Origin of the sequence: Lysinibacillus sp. AR18-8, assembly GCF_001705465.1 — a bacterium.
GTDB lineage: Bacteria > Bacillota > Bacilli > Bacillales_A > Planococcaceae > Lysinibacillus > Lysinibacillus capsici.
The window spans coordinates 1-22,912 of the sequence record NZ_MDGU01000029.1; the positions used below are offsets into that span (position 1 = coordinate 1).

At 36.8% G+C, this 22,912-nt stretch carries 20 protein-coding genes and 1 rRNA gene; 7 read left to right on the top strand and 14 right to left on the bottom strand.

The features are described 5' to 3' along the window. Window positions 1-175, bottom strand: a 16S ribosomal RNA gene (locus tag BFM98_RS19000); the annotation flags it as partial. 270 nt (window positions 176-445) lie between these two features. Further along, window positions 446-1,345, bottom strand: a complete 900-nt coding sequence (locus BFM98_RS19005) for a DMT family transporter (RefSeq protein WP_066038169.1) — start codon at window positions 1,343-1,345, stop codon at window positions 446-448. 132 nt (window positions 1,346-1,477) lie between these two features. On the opposite strand from BFM98_RS19005, the gene BFM98_RS19010 reads away from it, so the two are divergent. Further along, on the top strand, window positions 1,478-2,200 hold the full coding sequence (locus BFM98_RS19010) for an MgtC/SapB family protein (protein WP_004233792.1): 723 nt from the start codon (window positions 1,478-1,480) through the stop codon (window positions 2,198-2,200). A 14-nt stretch (window positions 2,201-2,214) separates the two neighbouring features. Beyond that, window positions 2,215-3,198 (top strand): cation diffusion facilitator family transporter, encoded by a 984-nt coding sequence (locus BFM98_RS19015; RefSeq protein ID WP_048395811.1) that lies wholly within the window; start codon window positions 2,215-2,217, stop codon window positions 3,196-3,198. 53 nt (window positions 3,199-3,251) lie between these two features. Here the strand turns inward: BFM98_RS19015 and BFM98_RS19020 are convergent, their stop codons facing one another. The 5 genes from BFM98_RS19020 to pruA form a co-directional block, all read right to left on the bottom strand. Continuing rightward, window positions 3,252-3,950 (bottom strand): hypothetical protein, encoded by a 699-nt coding sequence (locus BFM98_RS19020; protein ID WP_048395809.1) that lies wholly within the window; start codon window positions 3,948-3,950, stop codon window positions 3,252-3,254. Window positions 3,951-4,310: 360 nt separating this feature from the next. Continuing rightward, on the bottom strand, window positions 4,311-5,474 hold the full coding sequence (locus tag BFM98_RS19025) for an iron-containing alcohol dehydrogenase (RefSeq protein ID WP_066038170.1): 1,164 nt from the start codon (window positions 5,472-5,474) through the stop codon (window positions 4,311-4,313). Window positions 5,475-5,841: 367 nt separating this feature from the next. Next, window positions 5,842-7,086 carry a Glu/Leu/Phe/Val family dehydrogenase gene (locus BFM98_RS19030; protein WP_004233781.1) on the bottom strand — a complete coding sequence of 415 codons (1,245 nt, stop codon included), beginning with the start codon at window positions 7,084-7,086 and terminating at the stop codon, window positions 5,842-5,844. 83 nt (window positions 7,087-7,169) lie between these two features. After that, window positions 7,170-8,363 carry an ornithine--oxo-acid transaminase gene (locus BFM98_RS19035; RefSeq protein WP_004233780.1) on the bottom strand — a complete coding sequence of 398 codons (1,194 nt, stop codon included), beginning with the start codon at window positions 8,361-8,363 and terminating at the stop codon, window positions 7,170-7,172. Between the two features lie 250 nt (window positions 8,364-8,613). Continuing rightward, a complete protein-coding gene (gene pruA, locus BFM98_RS19040; RefSeq protein WP_066036915.1) occupies window positions 8,614-10,158 on the bottom strand; it encodes an L-glutamate gamma-semialdehyde dehydrogenase in 1,545 nt (514 codons plus the stop codon). Between the two features lie 145 nt (window positions 10,159-10,303). Here pruA and BFM98_RS19045 point away from each other — a divergent pair, with 145 nt between their 5' ends. Then, window positions 10,304-11,611, top strand: coding sequence for a sigma-54-dependent Fis family transcriptional regulator (locus tag BFM98_RS19045; RefSeq protein ID WP_048394476.1), 1,308 nt, complete (start codon window positions 10,304-10,306; stop codon window positions 11,609-11,611). Window positions 11,612-11,652: 41 nt separating this feature from the next. Here the strand turns inward: BFM98_RS19045 and yugI are convergent, their stop codons facing one another. The 3 genes from yugI to BFM98_RS19060 all read right to left on the bottom strand — a co-directional run bounded on the left by yugI (window position 11,653) and on the right by BFM98_RS19060 (window position 14,310). After that, window positions 11,653-12,030 carry a S1 domain-containing post-transcriptional regulator GSP13 gene (yugI, locus tag BFM98_RS19050; RefSeq protein ID WP_004228409.1) on the bottom strand — a complete coding sequence of 126 codons (378 nt, stop codon included), beginning with the start codon at window positions 12,028-12,030 and terminating at the stop codon, window positions 11,653-11,655. An 86-nt stretch (window positions 12,031-12,116) separates the two neighbouring features. Continuing rightward, complete coding sequence (locus BFM98_RS19055; protein WP_048394471.1) at window positions 12,117-13,769, bottom strand: hypothetical protein; 1,653 nt, start codon at window positions 13,767-13,769, stop codon at window positions 12,117-12,119. Next, a complete protein-coding gene (locus tag BFM98_RS19060; RefSeq protein ID WP_048394469.1) occupies window positions 13,762-14,310 on the bottom strand; it encodes an RNA polymerase sigma factor in 549 nt (182 codons plus the stop codon). The genes BFM98_RS19055 and BFM98_RS19060 overlap by 8 nt, the downstream gene beginning before the upstream one ends. A gap of 200 nt (window positions 14,311-14,510) precedes the next feature. Here BFM98_RS19060 and BFM98_RS19065 point away from each other — a divergent pair, with 200 nt between their 5' ends. Next, window positions 14,511-15,851, top strand: a complete 1,341-nt coding sequence (locus BFM98_RS19065; protein WP_066038171.1) for a sodium-dependent transporter — start codon at window positions 14,511-14,513, stop codon at window positions 15,849-15,851. Between the two features lie 78 nt (window positions 15,852-15,929). On the opposite strand, the gene BFM98_RS19070 is transcribed toward BFM98_RS19065, so the two are convergent. After that, window positions 15,930-16,190, bottom strand: coding sequence for a DUF1871 family protein (locus tag BFM98_RS19070; protein ID WP_083225414.1), 261 nt, complete (start codon window positions 16,188-16,190; stop codon window positions 15,930-15,932). Between the two features lie 72 nt (window positions 16,191-16,262). Here BFM98_RS19070 and BFM98_RS19075 point away from each other — a divergent pair, with 72 nt between their 5' ends. Both BFM98_RS19075 and BFM98_RS19080 read left to right on the top strand, forming a co-directional pair. Then, window positions 16,263-17,435 (top strand): MalY/PatB family protein, encoded by a 1,173-nt coding sequence (locus tag BFM98_RS19075; RefSeq protein ID WP_048394465.1) that lies wholly within the window; start codon window positions 16,263-16,265, stop codon window positions 17,433-17,435. 110 nt (window positions 17,436-17,545) lie between these two features. Continuing rightward, window positions 17,546-18,973, top strand: coding sequence for a magnesium transporter CorA family protein (locus BFM98_RS19080; protein ID WP_066038173.1), 1,428 nt, complete (start codon window positions 17,546-17,548; stop codon window positions 18,971-18,973). A gap of 50 nt (window positions 18,974-19,023) precedes the next feature. Here the strand turns inward: BFM98_RS19080 and BFM98_RS19085 are convergent, their stop codons facing one another. Together BFM98_RS19085 and BFM98_RS19090 are read right to left on the bottom strand one after the other, a co-directional pair. Continuing rightward, window positions 19,024-19,236, bottom strand: a complete 213-nt coding sequence (locus tag BFM98_RS19085) for a hypothetical protein (RefSeq protein WP_066038174.1) — start codon at window positions 19,234-19,236, stop codon at window positions 19,024-19,026. Window positions 19,237-19,258: 22 nt separating this feature from the next. Beyond that, window positions 19,259-19,846: a peptidylprolyl isomerase gene (locus BFM98_RS19090; protein WP_004228389.1), complete on the bottom strand. Its 588-nt coding sequence runs from the start codon at window positions 19,844-19,846 to the stop codon at window positions 19,259-19,261. Window positions 19,847-20,083: 237 nt separating this feature from the next. On the opposite strand from BFM98_RS19090, the gene BFM98_RS19095 reads away from it, so the two are divergent. Next, complete coding sequence (locus BFM98_RS19095) at window positions 20,084-21,934, top strand: transglycosylase domain-containing protein (RefSeq protein ID WP_066038175.1); 1,851 nt, start codon at window positions 20,084-20,086, stop codon at window positions 21,932-21,934. 345 nt (window positions 21,935-22,279) lie between these two features. On the opposite strand, the gene BFM98_RS19100 is transcribed toward BFM98_RS19095, so the two are convergent. Continuing rightward, window positions 22,280-22,843 carry a DUF5366 family protein gene (locus BFM98_RS19100; protein WP_066038176.1) on the bottom strand — a complete coding sequence of 188 codons (564 nt, stop codon included), beginning with the start codon at window positions 22,841-22,843 and terminating at the stop codon, window positions 22,280-22,282. Between the last annotated feature and the right edge of the window lie 69 nt (window positions 22,844-22,912).

The following is a 22,912-nucleotide window of genomic DNA, read 5'->3' on the forward strand; positions in this document are numbered from 1 at the left end:
GGTATTAGCCCCGGTTTCCCGGAGTTATCCCAAACTATAGGGTAGGTTGCCCACGTGTTACTCACCCGTCCGCCGCTAACGTCAAAGGAGCAAGCTCCTTTTCTGTTCGCTCGACTTGCATGTATTAGGCACGCCGCCAGCGTTCGTCCTGAGCCAGGATCAAACTCTCCATAAAAGAAATTTGATTAGCTCAAATTGTTTTGCTGGCATCATGTTTGATGTCCAAAATTTTTGTTTTGTTCACTAGCAAAACTAGCTACTTAAAACTTTATTGATTACGTTTTGCTTGTTCAGTTTTCAAGGTTCATTTTATTTAAGTCGTTTTCAGCGACTTTATTATCTTATCTTATCCCCAACTAAAAGTCAACAACTTTTCAAAACTTTATTTTCAAGCGTTCCTTCTTGTTAAGGACAATTAATAATATATAATATAGCATTTTAAAAATCAAGCATTTTTCATAAAAAAATTAAAAATCTTTTTAATATCTATTACAAACAATAGAATTCCTGCTAATACAATCAATCCACCGATGATTTGTGTCATGATTAAATACTCTTTAAATATCACCAAAGCTAAAAGAGCAGCTCCTACAGGCTCAAATAATATAGCAATTGAAACAACATTCGTACTGACGTATTTAATTGACCAATTAAACAAAGTATGACCAAGTAAATTTGGTATTAACGCTAATAAGATAAACCATAACCAATCCATCGAAGAATATGGACCAAAAGATTCCCCTTTAACCATTACATATATAAATAAAGTGATGGTACTTACAACATATACAACCATTGTATAGGTCACAAGTGATAATCTCTTACGTACATCCTGTCCTAATAGAAAATAAGCTGTCGCTAGTGCACAAGCAACGAGCGCCAGTACATCTCCATATAAGGCTGTTCCACTTACTTTAAAATCGCTCCAACTAATTAAAACACTTCCTATTATTGCAATTGATCCTGCTACGATTGTTTTCATCGTAATTTTCTCTTTAAAGAAAAAGTAAGTGCCCACAAACGCAAACAAAGGTTGTAGTGTTACTAAAACTGTTGAACTTGCTACTGAAGTATAGTTGAGTGATTCAAACCATAATATAAAATGAAAAGCTAAAAAAATCCCTGCAACTGAAGAAAATAGCCAATCACGTCTTTTTAAAGTCGTTAACTCCTTTGTATATCCCCTTAAAAACCATGGCGCCATGATTAAAACGGAAAATAGCATGCGATAAAATGCTATAATCCCCGCTTCCGCCGATGCTAATTTCACAAAAATAGCTGACATCGATACTGAAATTACACCAATCACAATCGGGATGTATGGATGGATTTTTGGCTGCTCCAAAAAACCCCACCTTCCTAAAAAAATACTTATATGTCCTTACTTCATGTTGTACAATACAAAAAAGTGATGCACATATAATAATGACAGTTTGCATATCTCTTAGCAATACGAAATATCAATGGAGGGTTGTGTATGGAAACACTATTCGAAAATATGATTACATATGAAGTTGGCATAAAATTAGTTATTGCAGCCACATTAAGTTTAGTAATCGGTATCGAAAGGGAATTAAAGAAAAAACCAGTTGGATTAAAAACAAGTTTAGTTATTGCTACTTTCAGCTGCTTATTAACGATTATCTCCATCGAAACTGCCTACTCAACCCCCGCTAGAGAAGATATTAATATTACGATGGACCCTCTTCGTTTAGCCGCACAAATTGTTAGTGGAATTGGCTTTCTTGGTGCAGGAGTCATTCTAAGACGCGGGAATGACAGCATTACGGGTTTAACAACCGCTGCTATGATTTGGGGAGCTGCTGGTATTGGTATTGCGGTTGGTGCAGGTTTTTACATGGATGCAACACTAGCTGTTGTGATCATTGTTTTTGGAATTGAAGTACTATCACCTTTTCTTATGAAAATCGGACCAAAGCGAATTCGTATGCGGGAAATTTTATTAAAAGTCCAAATTGATGATGACAACCATACAGAATCATTTCTATTATTTTTAAAGGACAACAACATTATCATTGAAAATATACGCATTAAAGATGTGCACTTAAAAAACGATAGTGTTTTACATGAGTTAGATTTACGTCTTTCCTTAATCGTCTCGGATAATTTGTTGTCATTTTATCGTTCATTACGAGCACTATCTTATATAGAAAAAATCGAAATGGAAATTTTAAACTAGTTGGAGGATTTTTTATGGCAGAACTATTAAAACTACTAAAAGACGGTAACAAACCCTCTCTAATGGCTGCATGTGTAAATGCATTTTTAGGAATTATTAAAGGAATCGCCTTTTTCTTTACAGGTAACGTTGCGATGTTTGCAGAAATGATGCACTCTCTAGGCGATGCAGCAAACCAATTATTTGTGTATATAGGGTCAGCACTCTCTAAAAAAGCACCTACAAAACAATTTCCCGGTGGCTTTGGTCGTATTGTCAATTTAGTATGCCTTTTCGCCGTAATAATTGTAGCTATCCTTTCTTATGAAACAATAAAAGAAGGTTGGCATCATTTTATTCATCCCACAGGAGAGTCTAGCGGGATATTGATTGCCCTAGGAGTATTATTCATCGGGATTGTTTTAGAAGGGACAGTGCTAGCTAAAGCGGCTGCAGAAGTGCTACATGAATCAGGTCAAGAAAAAGCAGGTATCGCATCTATTCCGAAAGCATTCACATACTTGAATAGAGCAAAACCGGCAACAAAATTAGTTTTTATGGAAGATTTAGTTGCTACTGGGGGCAACTTCTTAGCCTTTGCTGCTATTTTAATTGCTTATTTTACAGGTTGGGGTCGAATAGAAGGACTAGTTTCGATGATAATTGGGGTCATGATGTTTTATGTTGTAGGTAAGGTATTCCTTGATAACGCACGTGGTGTCATTGGTGAAACTGATGAAGAGATGTTAAACCATATCGCTCACCTCGTAATGGATGATCCAAATATCAAAGATATTGTGCGTCTTGAAGTGATTAAAGAAGGAGAGTTTTTACATGTAGAATTAGTGGCTGAAGCTGATCCGCTTTTATCGTTAGCCTTTTTAGATGATGTTCGGGATCATTTAACAGAGGTAATCCTAAGCCAAAAAGGAGTATCTAAAGTAGCTATATTATTCGACGAAGATGATGGGAAAACAAGCTGGATACATGTTGGTGAAAAACCAAACAACTCCATTTAATACTTTTTAAAAACAAATAGCCAATTGCCGTATTTCAGGCAGTTGGCTATTTGTTAGACTAATTTTAAATTAGGAATATCCTCATAACCTACATAAACATGGTTTGTAATCATAAAAGTAAGTAATTTATTACAAGCAATCATTTGTCTTTTACCATTCTGCTGAATAACGATTTTTGAAAATAGTAAGGAGGCTTGACGATTAGCTAATGCATATTCTTCTGCATTGAGAATATTTCTGCCATCCACATGACAACCCAACACGAAATTTCCTAAAAAAGAATCCTTTAATACATTCGGATGCATGGATTGGTAATGTACTTCAGCAATTGAATCTTCTATATTCATAAATTGATGGGCTACCAAATAATGTTTTAAAGCACCTTTTAAATCAATTGCAATAGCTGTATCTGCTAAAATTGTTCGATAATAAACGGGAACAATCTCAGCACCCCCCAAATACGGCTTAACTTCTACAACAATTTCTCCAGAAGGACGAACAAATAATTGTACAATTGCTTTATTTACACCATCCGAAAAAATAACATTCGTTCGCCCAAAACGCACGCTTTTAAAAAATATACTTTGATCTACAATGTATCCAGTGATAATTTTATCATTTTCAATTTGCAATGATTTCGCTTCAATCCCCAATACCTCTACACAATTTTGCATTTTATAAACATGTTGCTGAAATGGCATTTCTATACAACTTAATGTAACAATACGATCCTGTAGCAATTGTTTCAACATTTGATCCCTCTCCTCTTTGTTTAATATTGTAATTATTTTAGTAAAGGTGGCTGAACAACTTCTGAACATTGACACACGAATTGACTGATTACGACAAAAAACTATCCTTTTCTGTCATTCCATAAATCACCTTATAGTAAAACAATCTACAATATAGGTTGAATGACTCAGCTAAAAACATGACTTTCCTCACTTAAAATAAAGAAAAATACATTTATATTCCTTCTATTATGTATCTATTTTATTATATTGCAGGACTAAAGAAACTTCTACGACAAAATTCTACATTAATCGTTAATTTTTCTTAACCTTGCAATAAAAAAAGTATGAGGCTATAAGCATAGCCTCATACTTAAAGTATTAAAGAGAATTTCGTAAAATGGTTCTTACATCTTCCTCTTGCAATCGATTAAAGTTGCCAAAAGGGCCATTTTGCATAGCATGATCTACAATTTGCTGGAATTTCGAATCATCAATATCGTAATCTGCCAAACGACTAGGTGCCCCTAATGATGTCCAAAATGTAGATAAACGATCAATCCCCTCATAAGCAACCTCTTCTACTGTTTTGCCTGTTGCCTCGACTCCAAACACACGTGTTGCTATACCTGCAAAACGCTCAGGATTTACTGGTACATTTAAACGCATCCAATGCGGTTGAAGAATGGCTAAACCACCTGCATGTGGAATGTCATATACAGCAGATACTGCATGTTCAATATTATGAGATGCCCAATCCCCTCGTGAACCAATTGATAGGAACCCATTTAAACCAATTGTCCCTGCTAATAGAATAGTTTCGCGTAACTTCGTATTTTCTAGATCCTCTAATAATTTTGGAGCTGTCGTAATAACCGTTCGCAATACCCCTTCACACATTTCATCTGTGATAGGAGTATTCGTTGTATTGTGGAAATATTGCTCAAATACATGCGACATCATATCCACTATTCCATACACAGTGTGATTTTTAGGTACAGTCACTGTATATGCAGGGTTTAGTATCGAAAATTTCGGGAAGGCTGCTGGACTACCCCAACTTAGTTTTTCTTCTGTAGCAGCATTCGTTATCACAGATCCAGCATTCATTTCTGAGCCTGTAGCAGCAAGTGTTAATACCGTACCTAGTGGTATAGCTTGTTCTACAAACACTTTACGTTTCACGATATCCCAAGCATCGCCATCATACTTAGCGCCAGCAACAATTAATTTAGAACAATCGATTACTGAACCACCACCCACAGCAAGAACTAAGTCAATTCCTTCAGTTTTGCATATCTCAATACCTCGTCTAGCTGTTTCTACTCGTGGATTTGGCTCTACACCACCTAATTCAAATACGGTTTTATCCGCCTGTTGTAATTTTTCTATAACAGCATCGTATACACCATTCGATTTAATACTTCCGCCACCATATACAACTAATACCTTGTTTCCAAATTGCTCTAATTCTTTCGGCAATTTTTCAAGTGCATCCTCACCAAAATGTAGTTTCACTGGGTTAAAAAAAGTAAATGAATCCATCTAATTCGCCCCTTTCTAGTTGGATTTTCTCATAATTACGCTAGAGAAAGCAAAGATTAAACGCTGTCAACACTTTGCTATTTCGAAAGCGTTTTTTCAAACTGTTCAGATTTTGTTCAGACAATAGTTGTATAGTACTACTCATTACATAAAATAAAAGGAATTTTTGCACATGCTTATTATTGTAATTGTTGTCGTAACCATAATTTTGGGCTTTTTTCTGCTAAGATTTTTTAAAATCAAAAAAATAAGGAACGAAAAAAAGATGCTATTAGAGCAGCGCCTAGACCACCTTCTTCAATCAAATAAAAACGAAAAAAATGAGTCATCCTAATAATATAGGAATGACTCATTATCTTCTTTTTACTTAAACCCAACCACGGAAGCGAGAAGCTTCTGCAGTACGGCGAACACCTACCATGTAAGCTGCTAAGCGCATGTTGATGTTACGTGTTGTTGCTGTTGTATATACATTATCAAATGCTTCGACCATTTTTTTGTATAGACGTTCTTCCACTTCTTCTTCTGTCCAATAATAACCTTGGTTATTTTGCACCCATTCAAAGTAAGAAACTGTAACTCCACCTGCAGAGGCTAATACGTCTGGTACAAGTAAAATGCCACGCTCTGTTAAGATTTTAGTTGCTTCAGCTGTTGTTGGACCATTTGCTGCTTCTACTACGATATTTGCTTTCACATTATGCGCATTGTCAGCAGTAATTTGGTTTTCAATAGCAGCTGGTACTAAAATATCACAATCAAGCTCTAACAATTCTTTGTTTGAAATTGTGTTTTCAAATAAAGTAGTTACTGTTCCGAAGCTATCGCGACGATCTAATAAATAGTCGATATCTAAACCTTCAGGATCATGAAGTGCACCATAAGCATCTGAAATACCGATTACTTTCGCACCTAAATCATGCATGAATTTTGCAAGGAAGCTTCCTGCGTTACCAAATCCTTGAATAACAACACGAGCACCTTTAATATCAATACCACGTTTTTTTGCTGCTTCTTCGATTACGATTGTAACACCTTGTGCAGTCGCACGGTCACGACCTTGAGAACCACCAAGTACTAGTGGCTTACCAGTGATGAAGCCTGGAGAGTTGAACTCATCCATTCGGCTATATTCATCCATCATCCATGCCATAATTTGTGCATTTGTAAATACGTCTGGCGCAGGAATATCTTTTGTTGGTCCTACGATTTGACTTACCGCACGAACATAGCCACGGCTTAAACGTTCGATTTCGCCCATTGACATTTGACGAGGATCACAAATGACACCGCCTTTACCACCGCCGTACGGTAGATCGACAATACCACATTTCAATGTCATCCACATTGAAAGCGCTTTAACTTCCTCCTCAGACACTTGTGGGTGGAAACGAACCCCACCTTTAGTTGGTCCTACAGCATCATTATGTTGTGCACGGTAACCAGTAAATACTTTTGTTGTACCATCATCCATTTTCACTGGGATACGTACTTGTAACATGCGAAGCGGTTCTTTTAGTAATTCATACATTGCTTCATCATAGCCAAGTTTATTTAGAGCATCTTGAATGACATCTTGTGTTGATGTGAAAAGATTTAAGTTTTCAGACATTATTAAATCGCCTCTTTGTTTTTTTTAATGATAGTTATCGGCATCATTGTAACATACTTCCGAATTAAAATGTGAACATTTTGTTAAAGTTTAAATACTTTTTCAATTTGTTCAATTGACCAATCTAAATCCTCTTGAGAAATAACAAGTGGTGGTGCAAAACGAATTACTGTATCATGTGTTTCTTTACATAATAGACCTAATTCTTTAAGTTTTTCACAGTATGGACGAGCTGCTTCTGTTAGCTCCATACCGATAAATAAACCACGACCACGTACTTCCTTAATAACTGGGTTGTTAATTTCTTTTAATTTACCTTTGAAGTATTCGCCAAGTTCGTGTGAACGCTCTGCTAATTTTTCATCTAATAATACTTTAATTGATGCAATTGAAACTGCACAAGCTAAAGGATTACCGCCAAAAGTTGAACCATGTGAACCCGGGTTGAATACACCTAAAATACTACGGTTTGCAGCCACACAAGAAATTGGGAATACGCCGCCACCTAGAGCTTTACCCAAGATATACATATCTGGTTCTACTTCTTCCCAATCACAAGCAAACATTTTACCTGTACGTGCTAAACCAGCTTGAATTTCGTCAGCAATGAAAAGTACATTGTTTTCACGGCAAAGTTCACGAGCTGCTTTTAAGAAGCCTTCTGTTGGAATGACGATACCCGCTTCACCTTGAATTGGCTCAATTAAAAATGCAGCAGTGTTTGGTGTAATAGCCGCTTTTAAAGCTTCGAGATTACCATAATCTACTAATTTAACATTTGGTAGCATTGGACCAAAACCACGACGGTATTCTTCATCAGAAGATAAAGATACAGCTAGCATTGTACGACCATGGAAGTTACCATTACATGCAATAACTTCAGCTTTACCCTCTTCTACGCCTTTTACATCATATGCCCAACGACGAGCTGCTTTAAACGCAGTTTCTACTGCTTCAGCACCAGTATTCATTGGTAATACCATTTCTTTATTTGTTAATTTCCCTACTAGCTCATACCATTCACCAAGGTTTTCACTGTAAAAAGCACGTGAAGTTAACGTTACTTTATCAGCTTGCTCTTTTAAAGCAGCGATAATTTTTGGGTGACGGTGTCCTTGGTTTACTGCTGAATAAGCAGATAACATATCTAAATATTTGTTACCTTCTGGATCTTTAACCCAAGCACCCTCAGCCTCTGAAATAACGATTGGCAGTGGATGATAGTTTGCTGCACCAAAATTTTGTGTTTGTTCAATAACTTGTTGAGTTTTTGTCATATCCTATTCTCTCCTTACTAATCATGTTGAAAAACTTTATAAAAGAAAGGGACTATGTATCACTATAAGTAGAATGATTAAGAATATAGCAACAATTCAAACGGTAAATTTGCTAACTTCTCCAAGGTAAACTACGTCATGAAAGTCTACGGTTTTAGCCAGGGTAGCGTTACCTGGAGAAGTGTCACAAATTCATTCAAAATGCCTCAATTTCTACCTACTTTGAACAGCCCTCACGTCAATGTGAAAATTAAAGCATTTCTGAAGTTGTTTTTGCTTGCATATGCAGTTGTAGGTAGTCTGGGCCACCTGCTTTTGAATCTGTACCTGACATGTTGAAGCCACCAAATGGTTGGTAACCTACGATTGCACCTGTACAGCCACGGTTGAAGTAAAGGTTTCCTACATGGAATTCTTCACGTGCTTTTTCTAGGTTCATACGGTTTGTTGTGATAACAGCGCCTGTTAAACCGTATTCTGTATCGTTTGCAATTTCAATCGCATGGTCGAAATCTTTTGCTTTTGCAATGGCTACCACTGGTCCGAAGATTTCTTCCTTCATAATACGAGCAGAAGGATCTACGTCCGCGAATACAGTTGGTTGTACGAAGTAGCCGACTGAATCATCTGCTGTACCACCAGCTACTAAACGACCTTCGCCTTTACCGATTTCGATGTACTCTGTAATTTTATTGAATGCTGCTTGGTCAATTACTGTTGCCATGAAGTTGCTGTAATCAGTTGGGTCACCCACTGTTAAAGCGTTTGTTAACTCTTCTACGCGATTTACCACTTGCTCATACACATCTTCTACGATGACAGCACGAGAACATGCTGAACATTTTTGACCTGAGAAACCAAATGCTGATTTCACGATGGATTGTGCAGCTAATTCTAAATCTGCTTCTTTATCCACTACGATTGTATCTTTACCGCCCATTTCAGCGATGACACGTTTAATCCAAATTTGGCCTTCGTTTAATACAGATGCACGTTGGTTGATACGTAAGCCAACATCACGTGAACCTGTGAAGCTGATGAAGCGTGTTTTTGGATGATCGACTAAGTAGTCACCTACTTCAGCACCAGAACCTGGTACGAAGTTCACTGCACCTGCTGGAAGACCAGCTTCTTCTAATACTTCGATAAATTTATACGCTACAACTGGCGTTGTAGAAGCTGGTTTTAATAACACTGTGTTCCCTGTTACTAAAGCAGCTACTGTTGTACCAGCCATGATTGCAAATGGGAAGTTCCAAGGAGAAATGACAATACCGATTCCTAATGGAATGTAGTCATAACGATTGTATTCACCTGGACGGCTTTCGACTGGCTGACCGTTTTTAATGCGTAGCATTTGGCGACCATAGTATTCCATGAAGTCGATTGCTTCCGCTGTATCTGCATCAGCCTCTGCCCATGGTTTCCCCGCTTCTTTTGTTAATAAAGCTGAGAATTCATGTTTACGACGACGAACGATTGCTGCCGCTTTGAAAAGAACGTCCGCACGAATGGCTGGATCAACTTTTTTCCATGTTTTGAATGTTTCATCTGCCGCTTGCATCGCTTTTTCAGCTAAATCTTTGCTTGCTTTCGAAACGCGACCAATGACTTCTGTTTTCTTTGCAGGATTGTACGAAACGATTTTATCTTCTGTTGTAATGCGCTCGCCACCAATAATTAGTGGGTAGTCTTGACCTAAGTAACCTTCAACTTTATTTAAAGCCTCTACATAAGCATTGTAGTTTGCCTCTTGTGAAAAATCTGTGAATGGTTCGTGTTTGTATGGAATCATACTTAATCCTCCCTTGTGAGATGTGTTTGGGTATGCAAAAAACATTGACGCAAAATATCTTTGCGTATAAAATATTCTTACACTTATTATAATGCAAAATTTCGTTGCATATTTCAAGTAAAAAATTTTTGAGGTGCACATTTTTATGAAAAATTCTGAACCTTTACTACCTTTTTATGAGTTTATTGCAACAAATGTATCCGTTGGTATTCATGCAGTAGACCTATCTGGCAAAACGATTATTTACAATACGAAAATGAAAGAAATTGAAGGATTTCATTTTGATGAACTTGCGGATCGTTCCATTATTGAAATGTTTTCCTTCCGTCAACATGAAAGTACGTTAATGCGTGTTTTACAAACAGGAAAAAAAGAAATTAACGTTAAACAATCCTACTGGAATAAAAATGGTCATGAAATTACAACAATCAATGATACTTTTCCACTTTTTGTTGAAGGCAAACTGATTGGCGCAATCGAATTTGCACGTGATATTACCTCTCTGGAAAAGCTTGTTTATCAACCCCTTCGTCGTTACGATGAACCATTAACATTTGATATGATTAAAGCTGATTCTGAATCCATGAAGCAGGTTATCGACAACGCTAAAAAAGCAGCTGCTGTAAAATTACCAGTATTATTAATTGGCGAATCTGGCACAGGGAAAGACTTAGTAGCAGAGGGCATTCACCACGCCGCTTCACCTGATCCTGATGCCTTTGTGACACTCGTTAGTCGCCGTTCAGCTCAATCGGTGCTTGATAAATTACAGCAATTATTAGAAGAAGATAAAGATTACACCTTCTTCTTCGAACGTATAGATTTTTTAAGCTTAGACATTCAAGAGCAACTTTTGGATATACTACATTCACTTCCACAGTCCAAATATATGCTAATTGGCAGTGTGGGCAGTGATCCCATTACATTGATTGCCGAAAAGAAGCTGTCAAAATCTCTATATTATTTTTTTGCTACAATGGCCATTACCATTCCCAATTTAACGGATCGAAAAGAAGACATTCTTCCATTTGTAGAAGATTATTTTAGTCGACATCGAGAACGATTTGCTTCACAAGTCACTGATCTTGCACCAGATGTACAGGAATTATTTTTACAATATGATTGGCCAGGAAATCTAAAAGAGCTTGAGCTACTACTGGATGAAATTGTTTCATTTATGACAACGGAATCCACTGTTACTTCAGATTTATTACCTTTACATTTCCGCTTCAAAGTGCAGCAGCAAGATACAAATAATCGTGAACCAGAATTTTTTATGTTCCATCAAAATCACAATGTCATGCCACTCGATGCCTATTTGCGTGAAGCCGAATCATATTATGTGCAAAATGTCTTAAATTTATATGAGGGCAATATTACAAAGGCAGCGAATGCACTTGGTATGAGCAGACAAAACCTGCAATATCGAATCCGCAAAATAAAAAAGCAATAGAAAAAACGAGGATACTTTCATTCGAAAGCATCCTCGTTTCTTTATTGACCAGATTGTTCAATCCAGTCCTGCAATTTATCTTTTAAGGAATTAAAACCATTTGCATCCGATTCATCTACACGGTCCTGCAATGATTTACGTGGTGGTGCATCTTTTTTTCTTACTGTTGCTGGGCGATCCTGTAGCGCTCTCATCGATAAACTAATTTTTTCGGCCTCTTCATCGATTTCAAGAATCTTGACTTCAACTTCTTGCCCAACAGCTAAAAATTCACTAACGTCCTTCACAAAGCCGTATGTTATTTCCGAAATATGCACAAGGCCTTGCGTATTGTCATCTAGTGCAACAAATGCACCGTATGGTTGAATACCTGTAACTTTTCCGGTCAACACGTCTCCTAATTCATATTTTTTTACCATAACCTTTGCCCACTTTCTTTTGTTTGCTACGTATATATCGCTTAAATTATAACATACGTGTAAAAACGGGGCAAAAAATCATCTCATCAATCCATGATACCAATTATACGGTAAAAACCATCTTCATTTTGAGATAATCTAAACAAAATTTGCTTGCCATACTCTTTTTGATGTTCTTCATCAAGTCGTACAGCCACCATTGGATAAATTCCATTGTATTGCGACATTTGGCTAATTATGGATAATCCTTTTACTTTGTTTAAAAAATCAGACTCTATTTCTACATTTGATAGGATTACTTTCTCTTGCAATGATTCATCTCCAATAGAAATTGCATATAAATAAAGGGATACCATATTTAAAGGACTGAGCTGATTAATAAATGGTTCAGGGTCACTTTTCAAATACTGATCATAAATTCTCTTAATTTGTGCAATCTCTGCATCATCGATGTCTACAATATTAAATTCTTCAACTGCCGTATCTTTCCTAACTTGCAAAATGGCCGCTGAAATATCTTGTATTGACAGCCCTACTAACGTTTCTGAGTTGTTATATTGGTGTAATTCATTTAAAATAGTTGCCGCATTCTTTGTCATTACCTCCCCATACTTTCCATTAGCAACTTTTTGTAAAAAATTCAGGTATTCTTTATTAACGATTCCCTTTTCAGCATACACTTGATAATTAGTGGATCCTTTCATTAGAGCTAACCAAGTATTTTCAAATACTGCCTTTAATTCCTTATAAGTAACATTCGCCGTATTGATATCAAACAACAATGAACGCTCCATAATTTTCAAGGATTCAGCTGTTTCTTCTCGTGTATACCTCAAGCCTTCTTCTCCTACTAAAAATCCTTTTTGTAAAAACTCAAAGTAACCAAAAATATCAGGGTGCATGTATTTTATAGGCTCAAAAGCAAATTCCCCATCGATGGGATTAGCTTTAAAATAATAGGAACCATCCGTATCCAAATGAAGTTCCATATATTGCTTGCTTGCTGTTTCAATGATTGCTTTTAAATCTGATGGATACTGACTACGATCTATCTTTTTCTTGAAAAACTGTTCATAAGGTTCAAGTAAAGAATTAAAATACATTTCTATGTCATTAAGCGATTGCTTATATAAGCTAAAGATTCCGTAAGATTCATTAAAGGATAATGGCCCATATCCTTTGATTGTCTCTAAGGCTCGTCTTGGGGTCATTAATCCGTCTAAAATTTCTTTCTCCATTATTTGCAATTCCCAATCCTCTTCTATCGGACGTTCGTAACTCGTATAGAAGGCCAACATGGAATCTGCATTTTGAATATATGAAAAAGTATTCAGTTCTTCTACTGAAACTTTCAACTCTCTACTTATATCTTCTTTCACTCTCTTATATTTCTTGGTGATTCGCTCTACCCATTTTTCATACGTCCCTATCGTTTTGTCATCATTTTCTTGGGAAATCTGTTTATCACTGTTATTGTATGTTTCAGGCTGTCTAATCATATATGAAGTTCCTAATAAACCCACTAATAACACGCTCGCAATACTTACAAACCAGACAACCGACTTTTGCCATCTTGAGGGGCGCTGATGACCTTTATTGATAATTTCAAAAGATAATTCCTTGGATATATCCTCTTCTTCAATTTGTTTAAAGACAGTATCAGGATCAAGCTTCGCTTCCATTCGTTCATAGGATTTTTTCAGTAGTGCCATACGTTGGTCAAATTGCTTATCATCCATTTTCAACACTCCCATCTTGCATTAATGCTGCCTTTAGCTTTTCCTTCGCTCGTAATAATCGCACTTTCACCGTCGATAACGAAATATTTAAAACTTCAGCGATTTCTTCGTATTTTAATTCGTGGAAATAATACAACACGAGAGGATAACGGTATTTTTCGTCAAGTGCCTGAATAGCACGATGTAGATGCCTGTCCTCTTCAAACAAAAGAACATCCTCTTCAGCAGATGAATGAGTCTTTTGCTGTTGGGCTTGTAGCTTGTCCTCTTTAGCCTGCTGCCGTTGTTCCTTACGATAATAATCACGCGTAGCATTTAATGTGATTTTATAGAGCCACGTGGTAAATCGATCCTGTTTAAATTGGTGTAAAAAGCGATATAGTTTAACAAATACCTCCTGTGAAACATCAGCTAAATCATTTGTATGTACGCCACATTGAAAGGCAAACTTTTCAACGGTTTGTTGATGTATGCGGATAAGCTCGATATAGGCTTCTTTATCTCCTTGCTGCGCCCTTGCTATTAGTTCAACCTCCGTCATAGCTCTCCCCCCTTTTTGATAATGAAACGAAGTATTCTACCTAATTGTTACATAATTTAAATGTCTTTCCTCATATGTCATCTCTCTAAATTTTTACTCCATCAAATGTCTTTCATGCTATCATCAATTTTCTGATATTTGCTTGTGTTATGAGAATATTGAGGTAAAATAATACTTTAGTATAAGGAGGATTTATTTTCGTGTCATCGAGGGATCAATTTACAACAAAAATTGGGTTTATTTTAGCTGCCGCAGGAAGTGCTATAGGTTTAGGAGCCATTTGGAAATTCCCCTATATGGCGGGTACGAATGGCGGTAGTGTCTTTATTTTATTATTTATTTTATGTACTTTCTTTATTGGCTTACCCGTCCTCATTGCTGAGTTCATGATAGGTCGTCGAGGTCAAAAGGATGCCGTCACTTCCTTTAAGGAACAAGCACCAGGAAAGCCATGGTATTTGATTGGCTGGGGCGGTATGGTAATTGCAGGCCTTATCTTATCATTCTACAGCGTTGTTGGTGGATGGATTTTAAGCTACTTAGGTCGTGCCTTTACATTTAAGCTAACGAATGCTGGCTCTGACATCAACTACGCTGATTTATTTGGCGATATTATTTCAAGCCCTTTCGAAGCAGTACTTGTACAGGGACTATTTATGTTATTAACAGTAGTCATTGTGTCAGCAGGTATTAAGGGCGGAATTGAAAAAGCCAGCACATGGATGATGCCTCTCCTCTTTATTTTCTTTATTGTCCTAGTTATTCGCTCTTTAACTTTAGACGGGGCTATGGAAGGCGTTAAATTTATGTTTGTACCTGATTGGTCCTATTTAAATGCTGAAACATTTTTAATGGCCTTAGGACAAGCTTTCTTCTCATTAAGTGTAGGTATTGCGGTTATGATTACATATGCTTCCTATTTATCTAAAACAGAGAAGATTGGTAACTCTGCGATTAATGTAGCATCTATGAATATTATTATCTCTTTACTTGCAGGACTTGTTATTTTCCCAGCAGTATTTGCGCTTGGTTATACGCCTGATCAAGGGCCAGGCTTAGTATTCATTATTTTGCCAGCTGTATTCGAGCAGTTACCTCTTGGTGGCTTATTCTTAACTATTTTCTTCATTCTATTGCTTTTTGCTACAGTCACTTCTTCCATTTCCATGTTAGAAATAGTCGTGGCAATCGCTATTGGTGATAAACCAGAAAAACGTAGAAAAATTGCTTGGATTGGTGGAATCGTTATTTTCCTCTTTGGTATTCCAAGTGCCCTTTCATTTGGCATATTAGCAGATGTAAAAATAGTAGATCGCTCTATTTTTGACTTTGTTGATTTTATGACTAATAGCATCGGAATGCCGATTGGAGCTTTGTTGATTTCAATTTTTGCAGGTTATTATTATACAAGGGATATTTCACGTAAAGAATTAGCTGCGTCTAGCTTCATGTTTAATATTTGGTACATTTTAATTCGCTACGTCTCCCCACTCGCCATTTTTATTATTTTCATTCAGGGGATTTTGCCTTTATTTAAATAAGTACTAGCCTCAATGATGCATTAAAAAAGAGGTTGTCCATTGACAACCCCTTTTTTTATAAGGAATATGCAAAATATTTTAAATAATACATTTCGCTTCAAATTTAATGGCAATTAGTTTGTAAGAAATGGCTACACAATCTTCAAACGGTATCCATTGCTCAAACGAATGCTCATATGTTTCTTGAATAACTTTTGCAAGTGTTGATGGATCATCAATCCCTTGCAATGCTGCAACTACATCTGCTGTTTCTGTATCATAATGGGCTGGACCTAAGTGGAATGGATCCCACTCCTCTAGCAGATGGACAGCTGCTTGATTCATTTTTATATTTTCCAAAATACTCACCTATTATCCTTTGATCATACTCGTATGATACCATAGTAAAAAAAAAAGAAAAGAGTGATTTGCTTGTCTATTTTTGATCAAACTATCAAACGTCGATGTACAAACTCTGTAAAATGGGACGCAATGGAAAAGGTTTATGGCCTAAACGATGCCTCAGATATCTTACCAATGTGGGTAGCCGATATGGATTTTCCTGCTCCAATAGCCGTTTCAAAGGCTTTACAACAACATGCTGAACATACTATTTTTGGCTATAGTTATATGAGTGAAGAAGCGATACAATCCATTGTAGACTGGCAAAGTACTCGCCATGACTGGCACATAGAGAAAGAAGCCATCCTATTCTGTAATGGTGTTGTGGCTGCATTAGCTAACAGCATTGTTGCCCTAACTAACCCTGGGGACAAAGTACTCATTTCACCTCCAGTTTATCCGCCATTCTTTAACATACCAAAAAGTAATGGTCGTGAAGTTGTGAGTTGCCCCTTAATTGAAAAAGACGGATTGTTTGTCTATGATTTTGAAGCCTTCGAGCAATCTTTAGCCCAAGATGTGAAAGCCTACATACTATGTAACCCGCATAATCCAGGAGGCTATGTATGGGATGAAGCTACTTTAAAGGAAATTGTACGACTTTGTGCTAAATATGATGTCATCATTATTTCTGATGAAATCCATGCTGATTTAATGATTAATGGGGATAAACATATTCCTTTAGCTAAAGTTGCAGGTGATGAAATCAATCGCATTGTTACGTGTATGGCTCCTACTAAAACATTTAACTTAGCAGGAATTCAGGTTTCATATATGATCGTAACAGATAAGAAAAAACGCTTGAAGCTTGAGGCCATCAATATGGCAAGTGGTCAAGGCTCATTAAATACATTTGCCTCTGTTGCCCTTCATGCTGCATACACAGAAGGGGCTCCTTGGTTAGATGAATTACTTCCTTATATTTCTGCCAACATGGATTATGTGAAAACGGAGTTAGAGCAGATTCCAGGTATTCGTGTTACGATTCCTCAATCCACTTATTTAATCTGGATTGATTACCGAGAACTAGCGCTTGAAGAGAAGGAGATCATGAACCGCTTACTTGAAATCGGAAAGCTTGCTCTAGAACCAGGGACAAAATACGGAGAAGAAGGTCGTGGCTTCCTACGTATGAATGTTGCTTGTTCATTTGATACTGTGAAAGATGGAGTCGAGCGTTTTAAAAAGGTCTTTGCGCAATAAAATGGTTGAAAGGATATCTCTCTCCTTAGAGCTATCCTTTTTCTATGTTTAAAAACAAAATTTTGTGGAAAAGGTTCTTATCAATCGGATTTATACAGAGGTGATTTTACATGGACATTGTCCCATTAACGATTAAACGTGCTTATATGACATTCCTATTTCCCTTCGCCTATTCCGAAAAAAATCGTCAAAAAATCAGTGATATACTACTAAACGAGGGCTTTTCCTTTTTCACCTTAAACAATACATCTCTTGAAGACGCTTTTTATGGTGATATGACGATTATACATGAGGAACTTGCCCAATTTTTCTATCCTTTTTTGGAGGATAAATTATTTCCAAACGAAATGAATAACCCTGACTTTATTCGTTTTTCGAAAGCTTTTTATACACAAGGCACCTTACATCTGCAAGAAAGTCAAATCAATTATGATTACGAAGTGATGAGTATTGATGTGACATTATGTCCTTTTGGGAATGGGATTATAACAGTCAGAACAAATATTACAGATCAATCGCATGATCTAAGTGATATCTTAAATTTTATCCACTATTTTAGAGTATTAGAGGCTAAACTACGAGAGGAAAAAGGTGCAAGTCATCATTTTTCATTTGGTCATTGTTCTTCTACGAGTGAATTATTATTTAAGTATTTTATACCTTATTTAAAACCCTTTCTATTACATCAACAAGACCATAGCTATGAAGGCTTACCTTTCTTTGAAGATGAGAGAATGTTTGCCTCAGCTTATTTAATTGCAGAGGAAGAAGCTAAAATTATACCTGAGCATTTATTTCGCTTAGGACAAGTAGACGGTAGGACACCTGCTGGCAAACCCTTTATTTCTAGCACTAATCCTTCATATATCTCTAATTATGTACAAGAGCATGCCCATACACGCTGGGCTCCTAACAGTTATATTATCACCTCCTCACAAGCACAAATAACGATTACAAATAGGCCGTTTGCCAAATGTACACATAGTATTCAAGAATTTATGGGTACGCACTATTACAATTTGTTCATTCATTATTTTTATAAAATGATGCTCTTAAAGCTTTCCTATGAGTATAGTGAAATAAAGTGGGGCAAAGATAAACAGGTTGTCAATGAACTAATCGAGCTGATTACAAAGTTTTCTGCACGCTATTATTTTGAAGAAGTCATCGTACGAACAGAAGGCAGAGAAATTGCTCAATTGCTACGAAAGTACTTCCGTATAAATGAACATTATGTAGAAACCAAAGAAACATTGAATAGTTTGTATCGAACACAGGAAGATCAATCCGATAATCGAAGTAATAATTTACTATTTATTTTAACAGTCTTTACGGTGGTATCGGGTATTTATGGGATGAACTTAGTCATTGAAGGCTGGAAAGATAGCAGTGATTTCGATAGCATCGGTAGTTATACACTCTTTGAATGGGTAGCCTTTATTACTGCATTGAGTGGGATTGGCTTGTCACTTGTACTGGTTTGTTTCACTGCCATCAAGGCCCTGCAAAATACTATTCGACGCTTTAAAAAAAATTGATACAATAAAAAAGAATCTGCTCGCCCTCTGTGGCAAGCAGATTCTTTTTATTAGACATTCTGTTGATTGTTTGTGTTTTTCTTTTCTGCTAAAATACGTGCTTCAATTTCTTTTGATTTTAATTCTTGTTTCTTAGAAATTTTTCTGAAAAGCGTAAACACGATAATACATAAAATAAGCATAATTAAAAATTCAAATGCTGCTGGAATATAACCTGATTTGTCTTCTGGGAAATATAAAAATTGATACATAAAGTTCTGCATGTTCTACACGTCCTTATACGTATTATTCAAAGACTGTAATTGACTCAATTTTCACATCTTCTAATGGTTTGTCACGGAAATCTTTTTCCACATCTGCAATTTTATCCACAATGTCCATACCTTCTACTACATGACCGAATACTGTGTGTTTATGGTCTAACCAAGGTGTACCACCGTTTTGAGCATAAGCTTCGATGATCTCTTCAGGGAAGCCCGCCCCTTGTAATTGACGAAGCATATCACTTGGAAGGTGCTTCATTTGTACAATAAAGAATTGAGAACCATTTGTGTTTGGTCCTGCATTTGCCATTGAAAGCGCTCCACGTAGGTTAAACAATTGCTCTGAGAACTCATCTTCAAAGGAATTACCCCAAATTGATTCTCCGCCCATACCAGTACCAGTTGGGTCGCCACCTTGAATCATGAAGTCTTGAATAACACGGTGGAAAATAATGCCGTTATAGTAGCCTGATTTAGCATGACCTAAAAAATTCTCAACCGTTTTCGGTGCGTGCTCAGGGAATAATTTAATTTTGATAGCACCTAATGTTGTGTTCATTTCTACAAGCACTTCGCCTGCTTGTACGTCTGTTGTTAACTGTGGAAACATGGAAGTCTCTCCTTTAATGATAAATTTCAGTTTCAATGAAAAAGATGCCCTTGCACCTTTTCTGACCTCATTTTAGTCTAACATACTTCCTACTGGTTTTCTCCCTCTAAGTATTGACGATTTTTGCACTTTTACTATTCATGTTTAAAACTATGTAAATAGGTCTGAGCGAGTATTTGGAATCAATCCAAAATATGTTATTCTGATGAAGGATTTATAGAAAGAGTGGAGGCACACATGAAAAAGGCTTTTGGTTTTTTTATTATCGTTCTATCCCTTCCTGCTTTATGGTGGATTAGCACAAACATTAAAACAGAAATCAATATTGCACAAGCACATGAGGAACAAATGACTAATGCAATACATTTACCCGAGGTAGAGGCCCAACTACCTGTTACACTTATTGATCGAAATGGGCAAACATTTAGTGAGGAATATGTCGAATGGCGGCAGCCACTAAGTTTACAAGAAATTCCACAAATTGCCCAGGAAATATTCATTACCAGTGAGGATGCTGATTTTTATACGCATATTGGCTTTGATTTAAGTGCTATTATTCGTGCAGTTGTAGCCAATTCAAATAGCAACACAACCTCTCAAGGTGGTAGTACAATTACGCAGCAGCTTGTTCGGATGCGTTATTTATCCGAAGAAAAAACATATGAACGTAAATTAACAGAGCTTTTTTATGCCTATGAATTAGAAAAAGAATTTGATAAAGAAGCCATTTTAACGATGTACCTAAATGAGTCCTATTTCAGCAATCAAGTTTATGGCATTGGCGGAGCAGCCACCTATTATTTTCAAAAGCCACTCCAAGAATTATCCATCGCTGAAATAGCTTTCATTGCTGCCATCCCAAATAACCCTTCCCTTTATAATCCTTTAAAGAATTATGATCAAACTAAAGCAAGGCAGGAGCGTTTGTTAGATACCCTTGCAGCAAATGGGGCTATTACAGAGGGAGAGGCAAAAAACTATAAGGCTGATGCCATTACATTAAATGTGAAAGATAAAATTCAAAGTTATCCAATGTATAGCACTTATGTTCTTCAAGAGCTAAAATGGCTTATTGCAGAAAAAGAAAGTTATGCGGATCGACTAAGCTCTACAGATAATGAGGAAGAAAAGAAAAAAATTAAAGCACAATTAGACATTCGACTCAATACATTATTTCAAAATGGACTCATCATTCACACAGCACTTGATCCTACTAAACAGCAACATGATGAGGAAAAAATGTCAGCTATTTTAGGTACTAGCCCATGGCAAGCTGCAGGTGCAGCCATAGAAAACCAATCAAGAGAAATAGTCAGTCTGTATGCAGGAAAGAACTATGAAAAATTTGATTTCCATCGTGCATTCCAAGGAACACGTCAGCCTGGTTCAGCTTTTAAGCCTCTGGCAGTCTATGCTCCATTCTTCGAAACAACATCTCATACACCTGATTCGATTGTCAATGGTGGGCGTTATTGTGTGGGCTCGTTTTGCCCACAAAACTATGGGGGCTATACGTATGGTGATGTGTCAATTCGTACTGCTTTTCGACATAGCTATAATACATCTGCACTTCGTCTCTTTCAAACCGTTGGCGTCGAGACAGCCTTTCATTACCTTAATCGCTTTCACTTCCGCTCGATTGTAGAGAAAGATTATAATTATGCTGCATCATTAGGAGGACTAACCTATGGTGTAACAGCATTAGAACTAGCAGATGCTTATACTAGCTTTATTGATGGCTCTTATGTACTTGCACATAGTATTCGAAAAGTCACAGCATTAGATGGAACAGAGCTTTATAGTTGGGATACACAGCGTGATCAAATTTGGTCTCCTAAAACAGTAAAATACATGCGTGAACTCCTTGCAGATGTTGTAGCAAACGGTACGGGTCAAGGTGTCTATAGTAATAGCAGCTACGTTGGTGCAAAAACAGGGACAACGAATGACTATCGTGACTACTGGCTTGCTGGACTCAATAATGAATATACTGCTGCTGTATGGCTAGGGTATGATAAACCTCAATCGATGCAGCAATTAGAAGAGTACAAAATTCATCACCAATTATTTAACGTGTTGCTTGAGTAGTGAAACATGCAAAAGGTAGTAGTCGCTAAGACTACTACCTTTTTAAAGTGTTAAAAAACAAAACCATCAATTAAATTTTTATTAAAGATGTAAATGGTTTTCCGTTACAGGCTACTTGCTTTCCTGTGGACGAGCGCCGAGCCGCTTCCTCCGCTCCGTACAGGGGCTCGCCTGTCTCACTATCCATGGGATTTAACGTCACAGAGGAGACCCTGGAGCGAATGTAAAGGAGTGAAGCGGCTCATCGAACGCCCCCTGGAAAGGACGCTGGCGGAGCGGAAATCAACCCCTCGCCTTTCAAACTCTCTTTTTCTACTATTAACATCACCATTTTAATAGTATGTATTAATTTGCAAACGGCAAACTTGCCAAAATGCCATTATATAGCTTTAATACGACATAAATAACTAATGTTAAAAGAATCGTCCACATAAAAAGTTCAAAGATTAATAGACCGATTGTGCCGCCCATTGATATAAAATGACTCATTTTATAAATCAGATAAATAAAGTAGGTAAATATCGTTATGACGAAAATACCTATTAAAACATAAATAAATTGGATGGCAAATGCAGAACACATAGCACCTACAAATAAGATAATATAGCCACCTCGAGCCTGACTAACTGTGGCTCCTTCGTTGTCCTTTGAAAAGAACAGCATTCCTACTTCATGAATGGTTTCGCCTACTAGTTTAAGGGCAGAAAATAACATAAAAAAAACAATGGCAAAGACGATGAGAAGAAATACACGTAACTCAAAATCTGATAAAAACTCTCGCATTCCTGAATACACACCGATGGCTTGAAAAATCTGTAAAGATTTACCAACAGCATGCATCCCAAATGTCAAACTAAACAATAAAATTGTAATTAATGGTAGATAACCATAGATATATGGGTTCTTCATAAAAAATTTTTTTCCTCTATTTTTATTGATAACTTCCTATTTATAATATAACGAAAATTCTCCAACGAC

What these genes read in the sequence shown, in the direction of transcription:
- BFM98_RS19010 (WP_004233792.1), top strand. Translation starts at nt 1,478, where the DNA reads ATGGAAACACTATTCGAAAATATGATTACATATGAAGTTGGCATAAAA.
- BFM98_RS19015 (WP_048395811.1), top strand. Translation starts at nt 2,215, where the DNA reads ATGGCAGAACTATTAAAACTACTAAAAGACGGTAACAAACCCTCTCTA.
- BFM98_RS19020 (WP_048395809.1), bottom strand. Translation starts at nt 3,950, where the DNA reads ATGTTGAAACAATTGCTACAGGATCGTATTGTTACATTAAGTTGTATA.
- BFM98_RS19025 (WP_066038170.1), bottom strand. Translation starts at nt 5,474, where the DNA reads ATGGATTCATTTACTTTTTTTAACCCAGTGAAACTACATTTTGGTGAG.
- BFM98_RS19030 (WP_004233781.1), bottom strand. Translation starts at nt 7,086, where the DNA reads ATGTCTGAAAACTTAAATCTTTTCACATCAACACAAGATGTCATTCAA.
- BFM98_RS19035 (WP_004233780.1), bottom strand. Translation starts at nt 8,363, where the DNA reads ATGACAAAAACTCAACAAGTTATTGAACAAACACAAAATTTTGGTGCA.
- pruA (WP_066036915.1), bottom strand. Translation starts at nt 10,158, where the DNA reads ATGATTCCATACAAACACGAACCATTCACAGATTTTTCACAAGAGGCA.
- BFM98_RS19045 (WP_048394476.1), top strand. Translation starts at nt 10,304, where the DNA reads ATGAAAAATTCTGAACCTTTACTACCTTTTTATGAGTTTATTGCAACA.
- yugI (WP_004228409.1), bottom strand. Translation starts at nt 12,030, where the DNA reads ATGGTAAAAAAATATGAATTAGGAGACGTGTTGACCGGAAAAGTTACA.
- BFM98_RS19055 (WP_048394471.1), bottom strand. Translation starts at nt 13,769, where the DNA reads ATGGATGATAAGCAATTTGACCAACGTATGGCACTACTGAAAAAATCC.
- BFM98_RS19060 (WP_048394469.1), bottom strand. Translation starts at nt 14,310, where the DNA reads ATGACGGAGGTTGAACTAATAGCAAGGGCGCAGCAAGGAGATAAAGAA.
- BFM98_RS19080 (WP_066038173.1), top strand. Translation starts at nt 17,546, where the DNA reads ATGGACATTGTCCCATTAACGATTAAACGTGCTTATATGACATTCCTA.
- BFM98_RS19085 (WP_066038174.1), bottom strand. Translation starts at nt 19,236, where the DNA reads ATGCAGAACTTTATGTATCAATTTTTATATTTCCCAGAAGACAAATCA.
- BFM98_RS19090 (WP_004228389.1), bottom strand. Translation starts at nt 19,846, where the DNA reads ATGTTTCCACAGTTAACAACAGACGTACAAGCAGGCGAAGTGCTTGTA.
- BFM98_RS19095 (WP_066038175.1), top strand. Translation starts at nt 20,084, where the DNA reads ATGAAAAAGGCTTTTGGTTTTTTTATTATCGTTCTATCCCTTCCTGCT.
- BFM98_RS19100 (WP_066038176.1), bottom strand. Translation starts at nt 22,843, where the DNA reads ATGAAGAACCCATATATCTATGGTTATCTACCATTAATTACAATTTTA.